15 protein-coding genes are annotated in these 20204 nt (G+C 56.0%); 12 read left to right on the plus strand and 3 right to left on the minus strand.

Translation table 11 applies throughout. The features are described 5' to 3' along the window. Nucleotides 1–232 precede the first annotated feature (232 nt). From gltA to ACWVX6_RS05765, 3 genes are all read right to left on the minus strand, one after another. Nucleotides 233–1627, minus strand: a complete 1395-nt coding sequence (gltA, locus tag ACWVX6_RS05755; RefSeq protein ID WP_455152604.1) for an NADPH-dependent glutamate synthase — start codon at nucleotides 1625–1627, stop codon at nucleotides 233–235. A gap of 2 nt (nucleotides 1628–1629) precedes the next feature. Beyond that, complete coding sequence (locus ACWVX6_RS05760; RefSeq protein ID WP_118480492.1) at nucleotides 1630–2481, minus strand: sulfide/dihydroorotate dehydrogenase-like FAD/NAD-binding protein; 852 nt, start codon at nucleotides 2479–2481, stop codon at nucleotides 1630–1632. A 160-nt stretch (nucleotides 2482–2641) separates the two neighbouring features. After that, entirely contained in the window at nucleotides 2642–2884 is a 243-nt protein-coding gene (locus ACWVX6_RS05765) for an SH3 domain-containing protein (protein WP_455152605.1), read from the minus strand. Nucleotides 2885–3113: 229 nt separating this feature from the next. On the opposite strand from ACWVX6_RS05765, the gene ACWVX6_RS05770 reads away from it, so the two are divergent. The 12 genes from ACWVX6_RS05770 to ACWVX6_RS05825 all read left to right on the plus strand — a co-directional run bounded on the left by ACWVX6_RS05770 (nucleotide 3114) and on the right by ACWVX6_RS05825 (nucleotide 20200). Beyond that, entirely contained in the window at nucleotides 3114–3923 is an 810-nt protein-coding gene (locus ACWVX6_RS05770; protein WP_455152606.1) for a basic amino acid ABC transporter substrate-binding protein, read from the plus strand. Nucleotides 3924–4007: 84 nt separating this feature from the next. After that, nucleotides 4008–4790 carry an amino acid ABC transporter permease gene (locus ACWVX6_RS05775; RefSeq protein ID WP_442861183.1) on the plus strand — a complete coding sequence of 261 codons (783 nt, stop codon included), beginning with the start codon at nucleotides 4008–4010 and terminating at the stop codon, nucleotides 4788–4790. Then, entirely contained in the window at nucleotides 4777–5499 is a 723-nt protein-coding gene (locus tag ACWVX6_RS05780; protein WP_110436534.1) for an amino acid ABC transporter ATP-binding protein, read from the plus strand. Before ACWVX6_RS05775 ends, ACWVX6_RS05780 begins: the two co-directional genes overlap by 14 nt. 748 nt (nucleotides 5500–6247) lie before the next feature. Beyond that, on the plus strand, nucleotides 6248–9988 hold the full coding sequence (rpoB, locus tag ACWVX6_RS05785) for a DNA-directed RNA polymerase subunit beta (RefSeq protein WP_455152607.1): 3741 nt from the start codon (nucleotides 6248–6250) through the stop codon (nucleotides 9986–9988). A gap of 53 nt (nucleotides 9989–10041) precedes the next feature. After that, the gene (gene rpoC / locus ACWVX6_RS05790) at nucleotides 10042–13575 is read left to right on the plus strand and encodes a DNA-directed RNA polymerase subunit beta' (RefSeq protein ID WP_116705140.1); all 3534 of its coding nucleotides are present in this window, start codon (nucleotides 10042–10044) and stop codon (nucleotides 13573–13575) included. A 568-nt stretch (nucleotides 13576–14143) separates the two neighbouring features. Then, the gene (locus ACWVX6_RS05795; RefSeq protein ID WP_118285314.1) at nucleotides 14144–14386 is read left to right on the plus strand and encodes a ribosomal L7Ae/L30e/S12e/Gadd45 family protein; all 243 of its coding nucleotides are present in this window, start codon (nucleotides 14144–14146) and stop codon (nucleotides 14384–14386) included. 66 nt (nucleotides 14387–14452) lie between these two features. Further along, nucleotides 14453–14872: a 30S ribosomal protein S12 gene (gene rpsL, locus ACWVX6_RS05800; RefSeq protein ID WP_110436538.1), complete on the plus strand. Its 420-nt coding sequence runs from the start codon at nucleotides 14453–14455 to the stop codon at nucleotides 14870–14872. A 319-nt stretch (nucleotides 14873–15191) separates the two neighbouring features. Continuing rightward, nucleotides 15192–15662 (plus strand): 30S ribosomal protein S7, encoded by a 471-nt coding sequence (rpsG, locus tag ACWVX6_RS05805; protein WP_181967828.1) that lies wholly within the window; start codon nucleotides 15192–15194, stop codon nucleotides 15660–15662. A 39-nt stretch (nucleotides 15663–15701) separates the two neighbouring features. Then, nucleotides 15702–17807, plus strand: a complete 2106-nt coding sequence (gene fusA / locus ACWVX6_RS05810) for an elongation factor G (protein WP_118360477.1) — start codon at nucleotides 15702–15704, stop codon at nucleotides 17805–17807. A 91-nt stretch (nucleotides 17808–17898) separates the two neighbouring features. Next, nucleotides 17899–19101, plus strand: a complete 1203-nt coding sequence (gene tuf, locus ACWVX6_RS05815; protein WP_118480502.1) for an elongation factor Tu — start codon at nucleotides 17899–17901, stop codon at nucleotides 19099–19101. A 115-nt stretch (nucleotides 19102–19216) separates the two neighbouring features. Continuing rightward, the gene (locus tag ACWVX6_RS05820) at nucleotides 19217–19435 is read left to right on the plus strand and encodes a hypothetical protein (protein WP_455152608.1); all 219 of its coding nucleotides are present in this window, start codon (nucleotides 19217–19219) and stop codon (nucleotides 19433–19435) included. A 465-nt stretch (nucleotides 19436–19900) separates the two neighbouring features. Next, entirely contained in the window at nucleotides 19901–20200 is a 300-nt protein-coding gene (locus ACWVX6_RS05825) for a hypothetical protein (RefSeq protein ID WP_455152609.1), read from the plus strand. Nucleotides 20201–20204: the final 4 nt, after the last annotated feature.

Consider the following 20204-nt stretch of genomic DNA (forward strand, 5'->3'; position numbering starts at 1 on the left):
GTGCGGCAGCACGCATAAAATAGAATTTGCGGAGCAAATTCATAAAAAGTCGGGGCGTGTACCTGACTTTTTATACAAGGGAAGAAAAAATGTGCCCGCAGGGCGCGGTTTTTCTTCAGTATTCGCTTGAAAGCGTGGTTTCGAGCGAGAGGCTGCTCGAAAAACGAAGTTTTTCGACAGTCTCAAAGAACCTGTCGTAAGACAGGTTCTTTTTCACATAAGTAAGCAAAAATTACTTGTTCTTATTCTTGATGTACTCGTCCATCGCAGCCGCAGCGCGCTTGCCTGCGCCCATTGCGAGGATAACGGTAGCCGCACCGGTAACAGCGTCACCGCCGGCGAACACGCCGTCCTTGGAGGTGATGCCGTGCTCGTCGTCAGCCACGATGCAGCCCTTGCGGTTGGTATCCAGACCCGGAGTCGTGTGACGAATCAGCGGGTTCGGGCTGGTGCCGATCGCCGCGATGACGCAGTCGAGGTCGAGTACAAACTCGCTGCCCTCGACCGGAATCGGACGGCGGCGGCCGGATGCGTCAGGCTCACCCAGCTCCATCTGCTGGCACTTGAGACCGGTGACGTTGAAGTTCTCGTCAGACAGCACCTCGAGCGGCGCGGTCAGGAACTTGAACACAACGCCCTCTTCCTTCGCGTGGTGAATCTCCTCGAGACGAGCCGGAAGCTCCTTCTCGGAACGGCGGTACACGATGTAAACTTCCTCGGCGCCCATGCGCTTTGCGCAGCGAGCAGCGTCCATGGCTACGTTGCCGCCGCCGACAACTGCAACCTTCTTGGCGTGGTAGATCGGGGTGTCGGCGTTTTCCTTGTACGCCTTCATCAGATTGATGCGGGTCAGGTACTCGTTTGCGGAGTAAACGCCGTTTGCGTTCTCGCCCGGAACGCCGATAAAGGTCGGCAGACCGGCACCGGAGCCAACGAAAATTGCTTCAAAGCCGTCACCGAACAGCTCGTCGATGGTCTCAGAGCGGCCTACAACGAAGTTCAGAACAAACTCAACACCGAGGTCCTTCAGCGTGTCGATTTCCTTCTGCACGATAGCCTTCGGCAGACGGAACTCCGGAATGCCGTACATCAGAACGCCGCCGGCGGTGTGCAGTGCCTCGAAAACGGTAACCTCATAACCCATACGAGCCAGATCGCCTGCACAGGTCAGACCGGCCGGGCCTGCACCAACGATGGCAACCTTGTGACCGTTGGACTCCGGCTTTACCGCCTTTTCGGTGCTGTTTTCGCGCGCATAGTCGGCTACAAAGCGCTCCAGACGGCCGATTGCTACAGCCTCGCCCTTGATGCCGCGCACGCAGTGGCACTCGCACTGGCTTTCCTGCGGGCAGACACGGCCGCAGACAGCCGGCAGTGCGGAGGTCTCCTTGATCTTCGCAGCCGCCTCGAGGAACTTGCCCTCAGCCACCAGAGCGATGAACTCCGGAATCTTAACCTGTACCGGGCAGCCGGTCATGCAGGGCTTGTTCTTGCAGTTCAGGCAGCGCTGTGCTTCTTCGACCGCCATTTCAGCGGTGTAGCCGAGCGTTACCTCTTCGAAATTTTTATTGCGGACGTCCGGCGCCTGCTCGGGCATCGGGCACTTCTTCGGATTCATATTCGGCATGATTACTTGACCTCCTTCTTGAACAGATTGCAATGCTCCTCGCGGCGCTCTACCGCCGCGCGCTCCTGTGCCTTGTACATGGCACCGCGGCGCATTGCACTGTCAAAATCAACGAGGTGACCGTCGAAATCCGGGCCGTCAACGCACGCGAACTTGGTCTCGCCGCCAACGGTGAGACGGCAGCCGCCGCACATGCCGGTACCGTCAACCATGATGGTGTTCATGGAAACGATGGTCTTGATGCCGTACGGACGGGTGGTCTCGCAGACGAACTTCATCATGATCATCGGGCCAATCGCGATAACAGCATCGTACTGGTTGCCCGCGTCGATCAGCTCCTTGAGCACCTGGGTAACCAGAGCCTTGCGGCCGTTCGAGCCGTCGTCGGTTACGATGTGCAGGTTGGTGCAGGCGTTCTTCATCTCGTCCTCGAGGATGATGATGTCCTTGCTGCGGAAACCGGCGATCAGGTCAACCTCAGCGCCCATTTCGTGCAGCTTCTTTGCCTGCGGATATGCGATCGCACAGCCCAGACCGCCGCCGACAACAGCGACCTTCTTGAGACCCTCCAGCTCGCTCTCCTTGCCGAGCGGACCGACAAAATCATGCAGGCAGTCGCCCTCGTTCAGCGCGCCGAGCGCCATCGTGGTTGCGCCGACCTCCTGGAAAATGATCGTGACGGAACCCTTTTCACGGTCAAAATCTGCGATCGTGAGCGGAATACGCTCGCCTTCTGCGCTGACACGCAGGATGATGAACTGACCCGGCTCTGCCTTGCGGGCAACGTGCGGTGCCTCGATCACCATCAGCTTGGTGTTTGCGTTCAGCGTTTGCTTTTTCAAAATCTGATACACTCTTTTTCGTACCTCCTTGCGATTGTCGCATCGAACATTTTACATTATACTGTATCGCTTTAAGCAACGCAAGTAAAAATGCAAAATCAGCAGTAAAAATGGGCGAAATTGATGAAAATACACCTTGTTTGTCAAAAAATTAACTGATTTGACGAAAGCTTCACAAAGCCGGACGGCAGTAAAACAGCACAATGTCGGTTTTCGGAACCCAGCCGCAGGCCGTGCGCGTGCGTACATGACACCAGCCGTTCTGCTCACGCAGGATGAGCAGGCGCGCACCGCTTGCCGCACTGCCGACAATCGGCGCGGAGCGAACCGGATCGGAGTGCAGCAGGAGAAGCGCGCCGCGCGGCTCGGCGCAGGCCGTGCGAAACGCAGGCGATACATATATAACAGGGGACATAGGGCACCTCCTTGTGGTTAATGCAGACTATGCTGCGAAAATGCAGAGCGTTAATTGGCAATTAACGAATTACCGATGGCTTGCGTCAGGATTGCTGAAAAAATAAATGCTTTTCCATAGTTTTTTCGCTGAAATTTAGGTTGCATTATTATAGAACGCGCTGTATAATAATCAATATTAGAAAGAGATGCCCGTTTTGCACGGGTCAAATCGGAAGGAGTTAACACAAATGAAGAAGTTTTCCATTGCTATGCTGAGCATGGTACTGGCAGGTTCTATGCTGCTGACCGGCTGCGGCGGCTCCAAGACCGCTGATTCCAGCAGCGACGCACAGGATTCCACCACATCTACCTCTGCGGACGGCGGCACGCTGCGCATGGGTACTAACGCTACTTTCCCGCCGTACGAGTTCGTTGGCGACGACGGTAACGTACAGGGCATCGATGTGGACATTGCTGCTGCTATCGCTGACAAGCTGGGCATGAAGCTCGAGGTCACCGATATGGAGTTCGATTCCCTGATTCCGGCGCTGCAGAGCGACACCGTCGACGTGGCGCTGGCTGGCATGACCGTTACCCCGGATCGTCAGGAGAACGTAGATTTCTCGGATTCCTACGCAAAGGGCGTTCAGGTCATCATCGTTAAGGACGGTTCCGATATCGCTTCTCCGGAGGATCTGGAGGGCAAGAACATCGGCGTTCAGACCGGCACCACCGGCGACATCTACTGCACCGGTGACTACGGTCAGGAGCATGTAAAGCAGTTCAACAACGGTCCGCTCGCAGTTGCTGCACTGGTAAATGATCAGATCGACTGCGTTGTTATCGACCAGGAGCCGGCTAAGAACTATGTTGCTGCAAACAGCGGCCTCAAGATCCTCGACACCGCTTACGCTGACGAGGATTACGCGATCGCTATCAAGAAGGGCAACACCGAGCTGCTCGACAAGGTAAACGGCGCTCTGAAGGAGCTCGAGGGTGACGGCACCCTGCAGTCCATCGTTGACAAGTATATCAGCGCTGACTCCGCAGCACAGTAAATCAACAAACGCGTACAAAGGAAGAGGGACGGTTCAGCGCCGCCCCTCTTTTGCAGTAAAATGAAAAGAAAGAGGGGATGACCTGTGAACGGTATTACAATGGACCAGTGGCTGAAAATTGTACCGGATTCGGTTGTCAATCTGCCGGAGGGTCTGCGGAACCTGCTGTTCCAGCTGTACCAGACCTTTATCGCAGCGGACCGCTGGAAATGGTTCCTGAACGGTCTGAAAATCACATTTGCGGTCACGATCGGTGCACTGATCCTCGGTGTTATCATCGGTCTGCTGATCGCTATAGTCCGCACGGCGCATGATTCCCGCCGCATGGGCAAAAGCAACATCATTCTGAGCATTCTCAACGCAATCTGCAAGCTGTATCTGACCGTCATCCGCGGTACGCCTATGATGGTTCAGCTGCTGATCATGGGCTTTGTTATCATGGTGCCTAAGGATGATACAGCACGTCTGGTGTGCGGCATCGTTACACTGGGCATCAACTCGGGCGCGTATGTTGCCGAGATCGTGCGCGGCGGTCTGATGTCGGTCAATCCGGGTCAGATGGAGGCCGGCCGTTCGCTCGGCCTGAACTATGCACAGACCATGCGCCTGATCGTCATTCCGCAGGCAATCAAGAACATTCTTCCGGCGCTCGGCAATGAGATGATCACCCTGCTGAAGGATACCTCGCTCGTGTCGGTCATCGCGCTGCGCGACGTGACCAAGCAGGCACAGAATATTGTGTCCAATACCTATCAGGCCTATGTGCCGTATGTCAGCCTTGCGATCATCTATCTGGTGCTCGTTATCATCCTGACCAAGCTGCTCGGCATTTTTGAGAGGAGGCTGCGCGAAAGTGATCGACGTTAAAAACCTGCACAAATCCTTTGGCAACCATGAGGTGCTCAAGGGTGTCAACGAGCATATCGAGAAGGGCGAGAAGGTCGTAGTCATCGGCCCGTCCGGCTCGGGCAAGTCCACCTTTCTGCGCTGCCTGAACCTGCTCGAGGAGCCGACCGGCGGCGAAATTATCTTCGAGGGACAGAACATTACCGCCAAGGACACGGATATCAATCTGGTGCGCCGCCGTATGGGCATGGTGTTCCAGCAGTTCAACCTGTTCCCGCACCTGACCGTGCGCGAGAATATCAAGCTGGCACCGGTCAAGCTCAAGGTCATGACCGATGAAGAGGCGGACAAGCGTGCGCTCGAGCTGCTCGCGCGTGTCGGTCTGCCGGACAAGGCGGACAGCTATCCGGCGCAGCTTTCCGGCGGTCAGCAGCAGCGTATCGCCATCGCGCGTGCGCTGGCAATGAATCCGGATGTGATGCTGTTCGACGAGCCGACCTCGGCGCTTGACCCGGAAATGGTCGGTGAGGTTCTGGAAATCATGAAGGAACTGGCCGACGACGGCATGACCATGGTTGTTGTTACCCACGAGATGGGCTTTGCCCGCGAGGTTGCAACGCGCGTGCTGTTCATGGACGGCGGCAATATCGTAGAGCAGAACGAGCCGAAGGAGTTCTTCGCAAATCCGCAGCATCCGCGCTTAAAAGACTTTCTGTCGAAAGTCCTCTAAGGGGGACGCTGTCCCCCTTAGATACCGGAAAAGTTCCCAAGGAAACTTTTCCGGATATCCCCCTCTCGTCCGCACGGCGGACGAGGTCGCGCCGCCGCGGCGCGAGCAGTGGGATAAAAGTCAGGTACACGCCCTGACTTTTATGGGGAATTTTATGCGGTCTGCTGCGGCAGACCTGTCCCTGCCTGTTCCGGCTTCGCCGAAAGGCGGCAGGGAATGGTATTCCGTGCGCTTTGCGCGCGGAACGTGAAAAGGCACGCTGTCAGGCGTGCCTTTTTTGTATGCTGCGGTTTATTTGGTTGTTTTTTTCGGTGAACGGACGACTTTCTTCGGGGTGTTTCCGTAGGGCAGGATGACCCATCCTGCCGTTTCGGTGAACGGACGACTTTTCTTCGGAGCGTTTCCGTAGGGCGGGCTGCCCACGGCCCGCCGTATAACGACGAGAAACGGGTAAGCGGGTACGCTGCTGTAATGCAGTGGTCTGACAGGGGATTTTTGCGGAGAATAACAAAGGGAGAGGACAAAACCTCTCCCTTTTTGTGCAATTATTGTTCGTCATATGCTTGACGGATCTGTTCAAAGCATGGTATAATGGTTTGCTGCTGAAAGTTGCAGGCTTATTCCTATGCCTGTCATTATGTTAGCACTGTCTGCTGAAAAATGCAAGACGAATGAATGAAGTTCTTGCAACGCCGCCGGGCGTATCAACCAACACCAACAGCCGAAAGAAACGGAGTGATCAAAGCACATGAAGGTGAAAGACGTACAGCACGGCAAAACCACACGAAAGAGCTTTGCACGAATCGAAGAGATTCTCGAAATGCCGAATCTCATCGAGGTGCAGAAGAAGTCTTACGAATGGTTCCTGGATCAGGGCCTGCGTGAGGTTTTTGACGATACCGCGTCCATCACGGACTACACCGGAAATCTGGAGCTTTCCTTCCTCGATTTTTCGATGGACGAGGAGCCGAAGTACAGCATTGAGGAGTGCAAGGCACGAGATGCAACGTATGCAACTCCGCTGAAGGTCCGCATGCGTCTGCGCAACAAGGAGACCGGCGAGATCAAGGAGCAGGAAATCTTCATGGGTGATTTCCCGAAGATGACCCACGCTGCTACCTTCATCATCAACGGTGCAGAACGCGCGATCGTATCTCAGCTCGTTCGTTCCCCGGGCGTATACTACGGCAGGGAGCTTGACAAGACCGACAAGGTTCTGCTCTCCGCTACCGTAATCCCGTACCGCGGCGCATGGCTCGAGTACGAGACCGATGCAAACGACGTTTTCTACGTTCGCATTGATAAAAACCGCAAGATTCCGATCACCAGCTTCATCCGTGCCATCGGCGTTAAGACCGATGCCGAGATCAAGGAGCTGTTCGGTGAGGACCCGCTGATCGTTGCAACCCTCGACAAGGACCCGGCGCATACCGCCGAGGAAGCCCTCATCGAGATCTACAAGAAGATGCGTCCGGGCGAGCCGCCCTCTGTGGAGTCGGCTACCTCTCTGATGGACGCCATGTTCTTCGATATGCGCCGCTACGATATTTCCGCAGTCGGCCGCTACAAGTACAACAAGAAGCTGAACATCGCACGCCGCATCACCGGCCACAAGCTGGTAAATGCAGTCGCTGACCCGATGACCGGCGAGGTTCTGGCTGAGGACGGCGAGGTTCTCTCCCGCGAGAAGGCAACCATGATGGCTGCCCGCGGCGTAAACAGTGTTGTGATCGAGTCTGCTGAAGGCACTGCTGTTAAGGTATTCGGCAACGGCATGGTAGACGTAAACGATTTCTCCGAGTACCTCGGCGGCGCAACCGCAGAGGATCTGGGTCTCAAGGAGAAGGTTCGCTTCACCGTCCTCAAGGAGATCATCGACTCCGGCGTACAGGGCGACGAGCTGAAGAAGACCGTTAAGGAGCGTCACTTCGATCTGGTTCCGAAGACCATCATCGTTGATGATATGCTCGCTTCCATCTGCTATCTGCTCAACCTCGGTCACGGCATCGGCACGGTTGACGATATCGACCATCTGGGCAACCGCCGTCTGCGCTGCGTAGGCGAGCTGCTGCAGAACCAGTTCCGCATCGGCTTCTCCCGCATGGAGCGCGTTATCCGCGAGCGCATGACCATTCAGGACCTCGACGTTGTTACGCCGCAGTCCCTGATCAACATCCGCCCGGTAACCGCTGCCATCAAGGAGTTCTTCGGTTCCTCTCCGCTGTCCCAGTTCATGGACCAGAACAACCCGCTGGCTGAGCTGACCCACAAGCGCCGTATGTCCGCCCTCGGCCCCGGCGGTCTGTCCCGTGACCGTGCATCCTTCGAGGTTCGAGACGTACACTACTCGCATTACGGCCGTCTGTGCCCGATCGAGACCCCTGAAGGTCCTAACATCGGCTTGATCTCCTATCTGGCAACCTACGCACGCATCAACGACTTCGGCTTTATCGAAGCACCGTACCGCGTAATCGAAAAGACCAAGGACGAGGAAACCGGCGAGGTCCTCTGCCACGTTACCGACGAGGTTCGCTACATGACCGCGGACGTCGAGGACGAGTACATCGTCTGCCAGGCTACCGAGCCGCTCGACGAGAACAACAACCTCGTAAACGACCGTGTAACCTGCCGTATGCGCGACGAGTTCGTTGAGGTAGACCGCAAGGACGTTGACCTGATGGACGTTTCTCCGCGCATGATGATCTCGGTTGCTACCGCATTCATCCCGTTCCTCGACCACGACGACGCAAACCGCGCACTGATGGGCGCGAACATGCAGCGTCAGGCCGTACCGCTGCTCCGCACCGAGGCTCCGGTCGTTGCAACCGGCATGGAGTACAAGGCAGCTGTTGACTCCGGTACGATTCCGCTGGCAGAGGGTGACGGCGTTGTTACCCGCGTAACCGCCCGCGAGGTTTGCGTACACTACGACAACGGCACCGACAAGACCTATCCGCTGACCAAGTTCATGCGTTCCAACCAGTCTACCTGTATCAACATGCGTCCGATCGTTGATCTGGGCGAGCGCGTCAAGGCAGGTGACGTTCTGTCCGACGGCCCGTCTACCGATCAGGGCGAGGTTGCACTGGGCAAGAATGCCCTCATCGGCTTCATGACCTGGGAAGGCTACAACTACGAGGACGCCGTACTGCTGAACGAGCGTCTGGTACGCGACGACGTTTACACCTCCATCCATATCGAGGAGTACGAGTCCGAATCCCGTGATACCAAGCTCGGACCCGAGGAGATCACCCGCGATATCCCGAACGTCGGCGAGGACGCACTCCGCAACCTCGACGAGCGCGGCATCATCCGTGTCGGCGCTGAGGTTCATGCCGGCGACATCCTGGTCGGCAAGGTTACCCCGAAGGGCGAGACCGAGCTGACCGCAGAGGAGCGCCTGCTCCGCGCGATCTTCGGCGAGAAGGCACGCGAGGTTCGTGATACCTCTCTGCGTGCGCCGCACGGCGAATCCGGTATCGTTGTAGACGTTAAGGTATTTACCCGTGAGAACGGCGACGAGCTGTCTCCCGGTGTCAACATGGTTGTCCGCGTTTATATCGCGCAGAAGCGCAAGATCTCTGTCGGCGATAAGATGGCAGGCCGTCATGGTAACAAGGGTGTCGTTTCCCGCATTCTGCCGCAGGAGGATATGCCGTTCCTGGAGGATGGCCGTCCGCTCGACATCGTACTGAACCCGCTGGGCGTACCGTCCCGAATGAACATCGGTCAGGTGCTCGAGGTTCACCTTGGCTTCGCTGCCAAGAAGCTCGGCTGGAAGGTCGAGACCCCGGTATTCGACGGCGCAACGCTCGAGGATATCAAGGAGACGCTGGTTGCAGCAGGCGTTAACGAGGACGGCAAGAGCGTCGTATACGACGGCCGTACCGGTGAGAAGTTCGATAACCGCGTAACTGTTGGTTATATGTACTACCTCAAGCTGCATCATCTGGTAGACGATAAGATCCATGCCCGTTCGACCGGCCCGTACTCGCTCGTAACCCAGCAGCCTCTGGGCGGCAAGGCGCAGTTCGGCGGCCAGCGCTTCGGCGAGATGGAAGTTTGGGCGCTGGAAGCATACGGCGCCGCATATACCCTGCAGGAGATCCTGACCGTCAAGTCCGACGATATCACCGGCCGTGTCAAGACCTACGAGGCGATCGTCAAGGGTCACAACGTACCGCAGCCGGGCGTTCCGGAATCCTTCAAGGTACTCACCAAGGAGCTGCAGGCTCTGTGTCTGGATATTCAGGTTCTGGACGAGAACATGGAAGTGATCGAGCTGTCTGAGGACGACGACGAGGAGACCGCTGAGTACACCCGTCCGATGGAGCAGGCTGTCTCCGGCGCGGATGACGAGTTCACCGCAGCAGGCTTCGGCATCAACGATGCCGAGGAAGGCGACACCGATCTCTTTGCACTGGATAACCCCGCCGAGGATGGCGGTGACGATGCCGAAGGTGATTTCGACGACGGTCTGGGCGAATAAGGCTGAGCGTAAGTGAAATCATCTGTGAATAGGGAAGGAGCATCTTAAAATATATGGGATATCATACGTTTAACGCCATTAAGATCGGTCTGGCTTCGCCCGAGCTGATCCGCCAGTGGTCTTACGGCGAGGTAAAGAAGCCCGAAACCATTAACTACCGTACGCTCAAGCCGGAACGCGATGGCCTGTTCTGCGAGCGTATCTTTGGACCGACCAAGGACTGGGAGTGCCACTGCGGCAAGTACAAGAAGGTCCGCTTCAAGGGCAAGATCTGCGACAAGTGCGGCGTTGAGGTCACCAAGGCCAAGGTCCGCCGCGAGCGCATGGGCCACATTGAGCTGGCAGCGCCGGTATCGCACATCTGGTACTTCAAGGGCATCCCGTCCCGCATGGGCCTGATCCTGGATATCAGCCCGCGTGTACTGGAGAAGGTCCTGTACTTTGCAAACTATATCGTAATTGATCCGGGCGACACGCCGCTGATGAAGAAGCAGATCCTGACCGAGGCTGAGTACCGCGACATGCGTGAAAAGTACGACGAGGACTTCCGTGCCGGCATGGGCGCGGAGTCCATCAAGGAGCTGCTCGCGGAGCTGGATCTCGACCAGCTCTCCAAGGAGCTGACCGCAGAGCTGCGTGAGGCTTCCGGTCAGAAGCGCCTGCGCATCATCAAGCGACTGGAGGTTGTTGAATCCTTCCGTCTGTCGCACAACCGCCCGGAGTGGATGATCATGGACGTTGTTCCGGTCATCCCGCCGGAAATCCGCCCGATGGTACAGCTGGACGGCGGCCGCTTCGCAACGAGCGACCTGAACGACCTGTACCGCCGCGTCATCAACCGCAACAACCGCCTCAAGCGCCTGCTCGAGCTGGGTGCGCCGGATATCATCGTGCGCAACGAGAAGCGCATGCTGCAGGAGGCTGTTGACGCCCTGATCGATAACGGCCGCCGCGGCCGTCCGGTCACCGGCCCGAACAACCGTGCACTCAAGTCCCTGTCCGACATGCTGAAGGGCAAGCAGGGCCGTTTCCGTCAGAACCTGCTCGGCAAGCGAGTTGACTACTCCGGCCGTTCGGTTATCGTCGTAGGCCCGGATCTGAAGATCTATCAGTGCGGTCTGCCGAAGGAAATGGCACTCGAGCTGTTCAAGCCGTTCGTTATGAAGAAGCTGGTTGAGGACGGCACCGCGCAGAACATCAAGTCTGCCAAGAAGATGGTAGAGCGTGCAAAGCCCGAGGTATGGGACGTGCTCGAGGGCATCATCAAGGGTCATCCGGTTATGCTGAACCGTGCACCGACCCTGCACCGTCTGGGTATTCAGGCGTTCGAGCCGGTCCTCGTAGAAGGCCGTGCGATCCGCCTGCATCCGCTGGTATGTACCGCATTCAACGCCGACTTCGACGGCGACCAGATGGCAGTTCACGTTCCGCTGTCCGCAGAGGCACAGGCTGAGGCTCGTCTGCTGATGCTGTCCGCGAACAACCTGCTCAAGCCGCAGGACGGCAAGCCGGTTACCATTCCGTCTCAGGATATGGTCCTCGGCTCCTACTACCTGACCATCGACCGCGATACCGAGCCGGGCGCCGGCAAGGTATTCCGCAACGTGGACGAGGCTCTGATGGCGTACAACGAGGGTATCGTTGGCATTCACGCGCCGATCAAGGTACGTCTGTCCAAGGAAGTAAACGGCAAGACCGAGTCCGCTATCGTAGACGCGACCCCGGGCCGCCTGATCTTCAACGAGCGCATCCCGCAGGACCTCGGCTTTGTTGACCGCTCGGATCCGTCCAAGAAGTTTGATCTTGAGATCATGTTCACCTGCGGCAAGAAGGAGCTTGGCAAGATCATTGACAAGTGTATCCGCGTACACGGCTTCCATATCACCGCTGAGGTGCTCGACTCCATCAAGGCGATGGGCTACAAGTACTCCACCAAGGGTGCGCTGACCGTAGCCGTAGCCGACATGCTCGTGCCGGAAGGCAAGGACGAGATGATCCGCGAGTCCGAGAAGAAGGTTGCCAAGATCGACCGCAAGTACAAGCGCGGCTTTATCACCGATCAGGAGCGCTATCGTCTGACCGTAGCCGAGTGGGAAGAGACCACCAAGAAGGTTACCGCAAAGCTGCAGGCCAACATGAAGGAGCAGCGCTACAACCCGATTCACATGATGGCTGATTCCGGTGCCCGTGGTTCTATCAACCAGATCCGTCAGCTGGCCGGTATGCGAGGCCTGATGGCATCCGCCTCCGGTAAGACCATCGAAATCCCGATCAAGTCCAACTTCCGTGAAGGCCTGACCGTACTCGAATACTTCATCGCTGCCCGCGGCGCTCGAAAGGGCATGGCCGATACCGCACTGCGTACCGCTGACTCGGGTTACCTGACCCGCCGTCTGGTAGACGTTTCTCAGGACGTTATCATCCGCGAGGACGACTGCGGCGCAACCAAGGGTATCTGGGTAGAGGATATCAAGGAAGGCAACCAGATCATCGAGCCGCTGCGCGAGCGTCTGCTCGGCCGCTTCCCGGTTGACGATATCGTAAATCCGGAGACCGGCGAGGTTATCGTACCGAAGAGCAAGATGATGACCGAGGCTGACGCCGATGCGGTTGTCGGCGCCGGCATCACCCGCGTTCAGATCCGCTCCGTGCTCGAGTGCCGTGCCCGCAAGGGTGTCTGCGCGCACTGCTACGGCATCAACCTGGCAATGGGCACGCCGGTCGGCAAGGGTGAGGCTGTCGGTATCATCGCAGCACAGTCCATCGGTGAGCCGGGTACCCAGCTGACCATGCGTACCTTCCATACCGGCGGTGTCGCAGGTTCGGATATTACGCAGGGTCTTCCGCGAGTTGAGGAGCTGTTCGAGGCCCGCAAGCCGAAGAAGGCTGCAACGCTTGCCGAGATCGGCGGCATGGTCTCCATCGAGGAGTCCAAGCGCACCACCGTCAAGACCGTCAACATCGTCAACCCGCAGACCGGCGATATGCGTTCCTACCAGCTGGCTTCGTCCTCCGGTATCCGCGTAACCGACGGTCAGGAGATTCCGCAGGGCTTCCAGCTGAACGAAGGCTCGCTCAACCCGCATGACATTCTGCGTATCCTCGATCCTCGCGCCGTTCACGACTACGAGATCAAGGAAGTTCAGAAGGTTTACCGTCAGCAGGGCGTAGATATCAACGATAAGCATATCGAGGTCATCGTTCGTCAGATGATGCGCAAGGTTCGCGTTGAGGACGCAGGCGACGCTGAGGTTCTGCCGGGTTCTGTTATGGACTGGCTCGAGTTCGAGGATTACAACAACAAGGTGCAGGCACGCATCGACGCCGGCGAGGAAGGTCTCCGTCTGGCAGTTGCGGAGCCGACCCTCATGGGTATCACCAAGGCATCCCTCGCAACCGATTCATGGATGTCCGCTGCATCCTTCCAGGAGACCACCCGCGTGCTGACCGACGCCGCAATCAAGGGCAAGGTCGATCCGCTGATGGGCCTGAAGGAGAACGTAATCATCGGCAAGCTGATTCCGGCCGGCTCGGGTGTGTCCGATTACTGCACCGGTCACTACGAGCAGACTGTAAATCTCGACTGATTTGCAGAAAGCCGAAAACGCTGTATAGATTAAGTAAAACAGGGGAACACTGTAAGGTGTTCTCCTGTTTTTGCTTGTGCCGAATGGAAAATTGAGAATGGAGAATTACCGTGACGGTTTACAATGTTTCTCCGTTTCAATTTTATGCTGAATGGATACCGTATCTATCCGGTCTGTACAATCTACCCCGTAGGGGCGAACATTGTTCGCCCGCAAACCGATAACGACAGGCACATATTTATTGGTAGACCGTTTGCATAATGTTACCCCCGTAGGGGAGGCCATTAGGCCATTGGCCTCCTGTGCTATGGTTAAACGGATGCGTGGGCGAGCACTGCTCGTCCCTACGGGATAACGTGTACCAATTGTTAGAAACGGTGCGCCGAGGTCGTCGCACCCTACGGTATAGCGTAATCATTGAATGTATCCTGCGGAAACTCCTTTTGCCAGGGGTCAAATTTGTCTGGAAAAGAAATTTCTCGTAAAAAATAAAAAAATTCGAGAAAACACTTGACAACAAGGGGACAAACCCGTATACTATGGGAGTATGCCGTATAGGAGGAATATTATGCTTTCAGAACTTCACACGGCGCACAAGGTGATCGGTGTAAAGCAGTCGAAAAAAGCGATTCGGGACGGCGCAGCCGCACAGGTCTTTGTTGCGCTGGACGCAGAAAAACGAATCGTCGGACCGATTTATGAGCTTTGCAGTGAACACGGTATGGAAGTTACCGAGGTCACCACGATGACGGAGCTCGGCGATGCGGTCGGCATTGATGTCGGCGCGGCAGTAGTCGTAGTTCTGCACTGATTTTTCTTTGTTGAATTGCGCAAAACGCGCTTTTCATAAATATCTTTGAAAGAAGGAGGAAATAAAATGCCAACTTTTAACCAACTCGTCCGTAAGGGTCGTGAGGCAGTCGTTACCAAGTCTACGGCACCGGCTCTTCAGGTAGGCTACAACTCTCAGAAGAAGAAGGCTACCGATCAGTCCGCTCCGCAGAAGCGCGGCGTTTGCACCACGGTTAAGACCATGACTCCGAAGAAGCCGAACTCTGCTCTTCGTAAGGTAGCTCGTGTAAAGCTGACCAACCAGATGGAAGTTTCCGCTTACATCCCCGGTGAAGGCCACAACCTGCAGGAGCACTCTGTAGTTATGGTTCGCGGCGGTCGTGTAAAGGACCTTCCTGGTGTTCGTTACCACATCATCCGTGGTACTCTGGATACCCAGGGTGTTGCTAACCGTCGTCAGGCTCGTTCCAAGTACGGCGCTAAGCGCCCGAAGGCCGGCAAGTAATCTGCGCCTGACCGCGCATATCGTCGTTGCACCCACACTTGCGTACCTTTGTACGCGGCGTGCGGGATGCGCCTAGATCTGCACGATCATGCTTGATTACTCCTGTACAGTTACAATATGTGCTGTGCAGCCTGTAATGAGCCAACCCACAAGGTTTTGCGAGAAAGTTATTTTTCAGCAAAGCAGCTATGCTTTGTCTGAGGCATTTTAGTTCCGATTGCATAAATCGGGCCTTTACCTCGGACAGGCATGAACAACGGCGGTCAAAGATCCGCCGAAGTACCTATGAAATCAAATATTTTTGAAGGAGGGAAGTAAAGTGCCAAGAAGAGGTAATGTCCCCAAGAGAGACGTTCTGCCCGATCCGCTTTATAATTCCAAGCTCGTCACCAAGCTGGTAAACTCTATCATGCTCGACGGCAAGAAGGGCGTTTCGCAGAAGGTTGTTTATGGTGCTTTCGATATCGTTCGTGAAAAGACCGGTCGTGAACCGCTGGAGGTTTTCACCGAGGCTATGGAAAACATCATGCCGACCCTGGAAGTTAAGGCTCGCCGTGTAGGCGGCGCTACCTACCAGGTGCCGATGGAAGTTCGCCCGGAGCGTCGTCAGACCCTGGGCCTGCGTTGGATCACCAAATACTCCCGCGCTCGTTCTGAAAAGACCATGCGTGAGCGTCTGGCAGGCGAGATCCTGGACGCTTGCAACAATCTGGGCGGTGCTGTTAAGAAGCGCGAGGATACCCACAAGATGGCAGAGGCGAACAAGGCGTTCGCACACTACCGCTATTAATCTGTCGGTTTCCGCATAACGCTTTGAAAGGAGAGCAATATGCCTAGAGAATATTCCCTGGAAAGAACCAGAAATATCGGCATCATGGCGCACATCGACGCCGGTAAGACCACTACCACCGAGCGTATTCTGTATTACACCGGTGTAAACCATAAGATCGGCGATACCCATGACGGTACCGCTACCATGGACTGGATGGAGCAGGAGCAGGAGCGTGGTATCACCATCACCTCCGCAGCTACCACCTGCCACTGGTCCGGCTCTACTCATCAGTTCCCGGAGCATCGTATCAACATCATCGACACCCCGGGCCACGTTGACTTTACCGTAGAGGTAGAGCGCTCCCTGCGTGTACTGGACGGTTCTGTAACCGTATTCTGTGCAAAGGGCGGCGTAGAGCCGCAGTCTGAGACCGTTTGGCATCAGGCTGACAAGTACAAGGTTCCGCGTATGGCGTTCGTAAACAAGATGGACATCATGGGTGCTGACTTCTACAACGTAGTCGGCATGATGAAGGACCGTCTGAAGTGCAACGCTGTTCCGGTTCAGCTGCCGATCGGCTCTGAGGATACCTTCAAGGGTATCATCGACCTGATCACCATGCGCGCTGAGGTTTACTACGATGACCTCGGCAAGGATATCCGCGACGAGGATATTCCGGCTGACATGATGGAGAAGGCTCAGCAGTACCACGACGAACTGTGGGAGCACGTTGCTGAGCTGGACGAGGACCTCATGATGAAGTACCTCGAGGGCGAAGAGCTGACCATTCCGGAAGTTAAGGCTGCAATCCGCAAGGGCTGTATCGCCAACGAGATCGTTCCGGTACTCTGCGGCACCGCATACCGCAACAAGGGCGTACAGCCGCTGCTGGACGCTGTTATCGAATACATGCCGGCTCCGACCGACATCCCGGACATCAAGGGTGTAAACCCGCAGACCGACGAGGAAGATTCCCGTCCGTCTTCTGATGACGCGCCGTTCTCCGCGCTGGCGTTCAAGATCGCTACCGACCCGTTCGTTGGCCGTCTGACGTTCTTCCGCGTATACTCCGGCACCATCACCGCTGGTTCCTCCGTACTGAATGCTACCAAGGATCAGCGCGAGCGTCTGGGCCGTATTCTGCAGATGCACGCTAACCACCGTCAGGATATCGACTGCGTATATTCCGGCGATATCGCTGCGGGCATCGGCTTTAAGAACACCACCACCGGCGATACGCTGTGTGATGAGAAGCACCCGATCATCCTCGAGTCTATGGAGTTCCCGGACCCGGTTATCCGTGTTGCGATCGAGCCGAAGACCAAGGCTGGTCAGGAGAAGATGGGTATCGCGCTGGCTAAGCTGGCAGAAGAGGACCCGACCTTCAAGACCTACACCGATGAGGAAACCGGCCAGACCATTATCGCTGGTATGGGCGAGCTTCATCTGGAGATCATCGTTGACCGTCTGCTGCGCGAGTTCAAGGTAGAGGCTAACGTAGGTTCTCCTCAGGTTGCTTACAAGGAGACCATCCGCCGCTCCGCTGACGTTGATCAGAAGTACGCTCGTCAGTCCGGTGGTAAGGGCCAGTACGGCCATGTTAAGATCATCGTTGAGCCGAACGAGTCCGGCAAGGGCTACGAGTTCATCAACAAGATCGTTGGCGGTGCTATCCCGAAGGAATATATCGAGCCTGTTAATCAGGGTATCCAGGGCGCTATGCAGGCTGGTATCCTCGCAGGCTACCCGGTTGTTGACGTTAAGGTAACCCTGTATGATGGCTCTTACCACGAAGTTGACTCCTCTGAGATGGCGTTCAAGATCGCTGGTTCTATGGCGTTCAAGGAAGCTATGAAGAAGGCTGATCCGGTTCTGATGGAGCCGATCATGCAGGTTGACGTAATGGTACCGGAGGAGTACATGGGCGACGTTATCGGCGACTTGAACTCCCGTCGTGGTCAGATCCAGGGCATGGAGCCGCGCGGCGGCGTACAGGCTATCTCTGCCGGCGTTCCGCTGAGCGAGATGTTCGGTTACGCAACTGCTCTGCGTTCCCGCACCCAGGGCCGTGGCCAGTACACCATGCAGCCGAGCCACTACACTGAAGTGCCGAAGAGCATTCAGGAGAAGATCATCGACAACCGTAACAAAAACAACGACTAAAATCTGCTGCACCCTATTGCATTTTTTCTCGAAATGCAGTAAAATAAATGCAACATGACTTTTAATTCATTTTACGAGGAGGATATCCACAATGGCAAAGGAAAAATTTGACCGTTCTCTGCCGCACGTTAACATTGGCACCATCGGCCACGTTGACCACGGCAAGACCACTCTGACCGCTGCAATCACCAAGGTTCTGGCTCTCGAGGGCGATGCTGAGTATCAGGCATACGACGCAATCGACAAGGCTCCGGAGGAGAAGGAGCGCGGCATTACCATCAACACCGCACACGTTGAGTATCACACCGCTAACCGTCACTACGCTCACGTTGACTGCCCGGGCCATGCCGACTACGTTAAGAACATGATCACCGGCGCTGCTCAGATGGACGGTGCTATCCTGGTTGTATCCGCTGCTGACGGCCCGATGCCGCAGACCCGCGAGCACATCCTGCTGTCCCGTCAGGTAGGCGTTCCGTATATCGTTGTCTTCATGAACAAGGCTGATCAGGTAGACGACGAGGAGCTGCTCGACCTGGTTGAGATGGAGATCCGTGAGCTGCTGTCCTCTTACGATTTCCCGGGCGACGACGTTCCGGTAATCCGTGGCTCCGCTCTGAACGTTCTGACCTCTGACTCCACCGATCCGAACGCTCCGGAGTACAAGTGCATCCGCGACCTGATGGAAGCTGTTGACACCTATATCCCGACCCCGGACCGTGCTGCTGACAAGCCGTTCATCATGCCGGTCGAGGACGTATTCTCCATCACCGGTCGTGGTACCGTAGCTACCGGCCGTGTAGAGCGTGGCCAGCTGAAGATGGGCGAGGAAGTTGAGATCGTTGGTCTGATGGACGCTCCGCGCAAGACCGTTGTAACCGGTATCGAGATGTTCCGCAAGCTGCTCGACTACGCTGAAGCAGGCGACAACATCGGTGCTCTGCTCCGTGGTATTCAGAAGACCGAGGTTGAGCGCGGTCAGGTTCTGGCTAAGCCGGGCTCCATTCACCCGCACACCAAGTTCCACGGTCAGGTATACGTTCTGAAGAAGGAAGAGGGCGGCCGTCATACTCCGTTCTTCAACAACTACCGTCCGCAGTTCTACTTCCGTACCACCGACGTAACTGGCGTTATCACTCTGCCGGAAGGCACTGAGATGTGCATGCCGGGCGATAACGTTGAGATGGACGTTGAGCTGATCACCCCGATCGCTATCGAGGAAGGCCTGCGTTTCGCTATCCGTGAGGGTGGCCGCACCGTAGGTTCCGGCGTCGTAACCGCTATCAACGCTTAATTTCAGTTAAGCAATAGCATAACGCAATTTACAAGCTCCCATGCTTCGGCATGGGAGCTTTTTTGTGCGTAAAATCCTCTTTCCTGCGCATACTATGCGAGGGAGGGATGCAATTATGCCGGAAAATCATGAAAACCGCTATCAGCTCCGGGCGGCCGAGAAGGCGTTCGAGTGGCTGCGCCGCAGCAAACCGGCAGTGGCCGCGCGGGAACAGGAAAAGATGAGCGAGGGTATCGCGGTGCCGCCCAATGAACGGGATTGCGGCACCGCCTGTTCCATGCAGGGCACCGATCGGGAAACGCTCAACGAGTGGTGCAAAGAACACGAAACCTGAAAAAGAGACGCGAAAGCGTCTCTTTTGAGGCTGTCGAAAAACTATCGTTTTCCGAGCAGCCTCTCGCTCGAAACCACGCTTTCGAGCGAATACTGAAGAAAAACCGCGCCCTACGGGCACATTTTTTCTTCCCTTGTATAAATTCCGAGATACATGCTCCCGGAATTTATGAATTTGCTTCGCAAATTCTATTTTATGCGTGCTGCCGCACGAAGCGTGAAAATTAAAATAATACTTTTTTGACAGACTGAAAAGAGACGCGAAAGCGTCTCTTTTTCAGAAATGGAGAATTGAGAATGGAAAATGAAATTTGGATATAGTTCTATCATCACGTTCATTCTCCATTCTCAATTTTCAATTATTCCCTGATTTTCTGCTCGGTTTACTTATCCGAACAATTGTGCTATACTATATACTAACAAAGTATTCCCTCCGTGCATAGGCTGATAGCAGGAGGGAACGCTCATGTCTGTTTTTCTGCAATCGGTTCTGGCGGTATTTGCCGCGGTGGGATTTTACACCGTGCTGCACACGGTGTACGAGATCGTCTCCGCGCGGCTGCTGCGGCTGCACGGCTCGGCGGAGCTGACGCTGTACGGCGACGGCTGCGATGCCGTCAGCGAACACCTGATCCGCGCGGCACTGCGCGTGCGGCGGCAGTATTTTTCCGGTCTGCTGATCACATTTGTCGAAATCGGCAGCGGACAGGGACAGAACATCGCCAAGCACATGGCGGCACGGCAGGACATAACCTATCTGGAATGACAAG

It is taken from the genome of Butyricicoccus sp. (assembly GCF_977037065.1).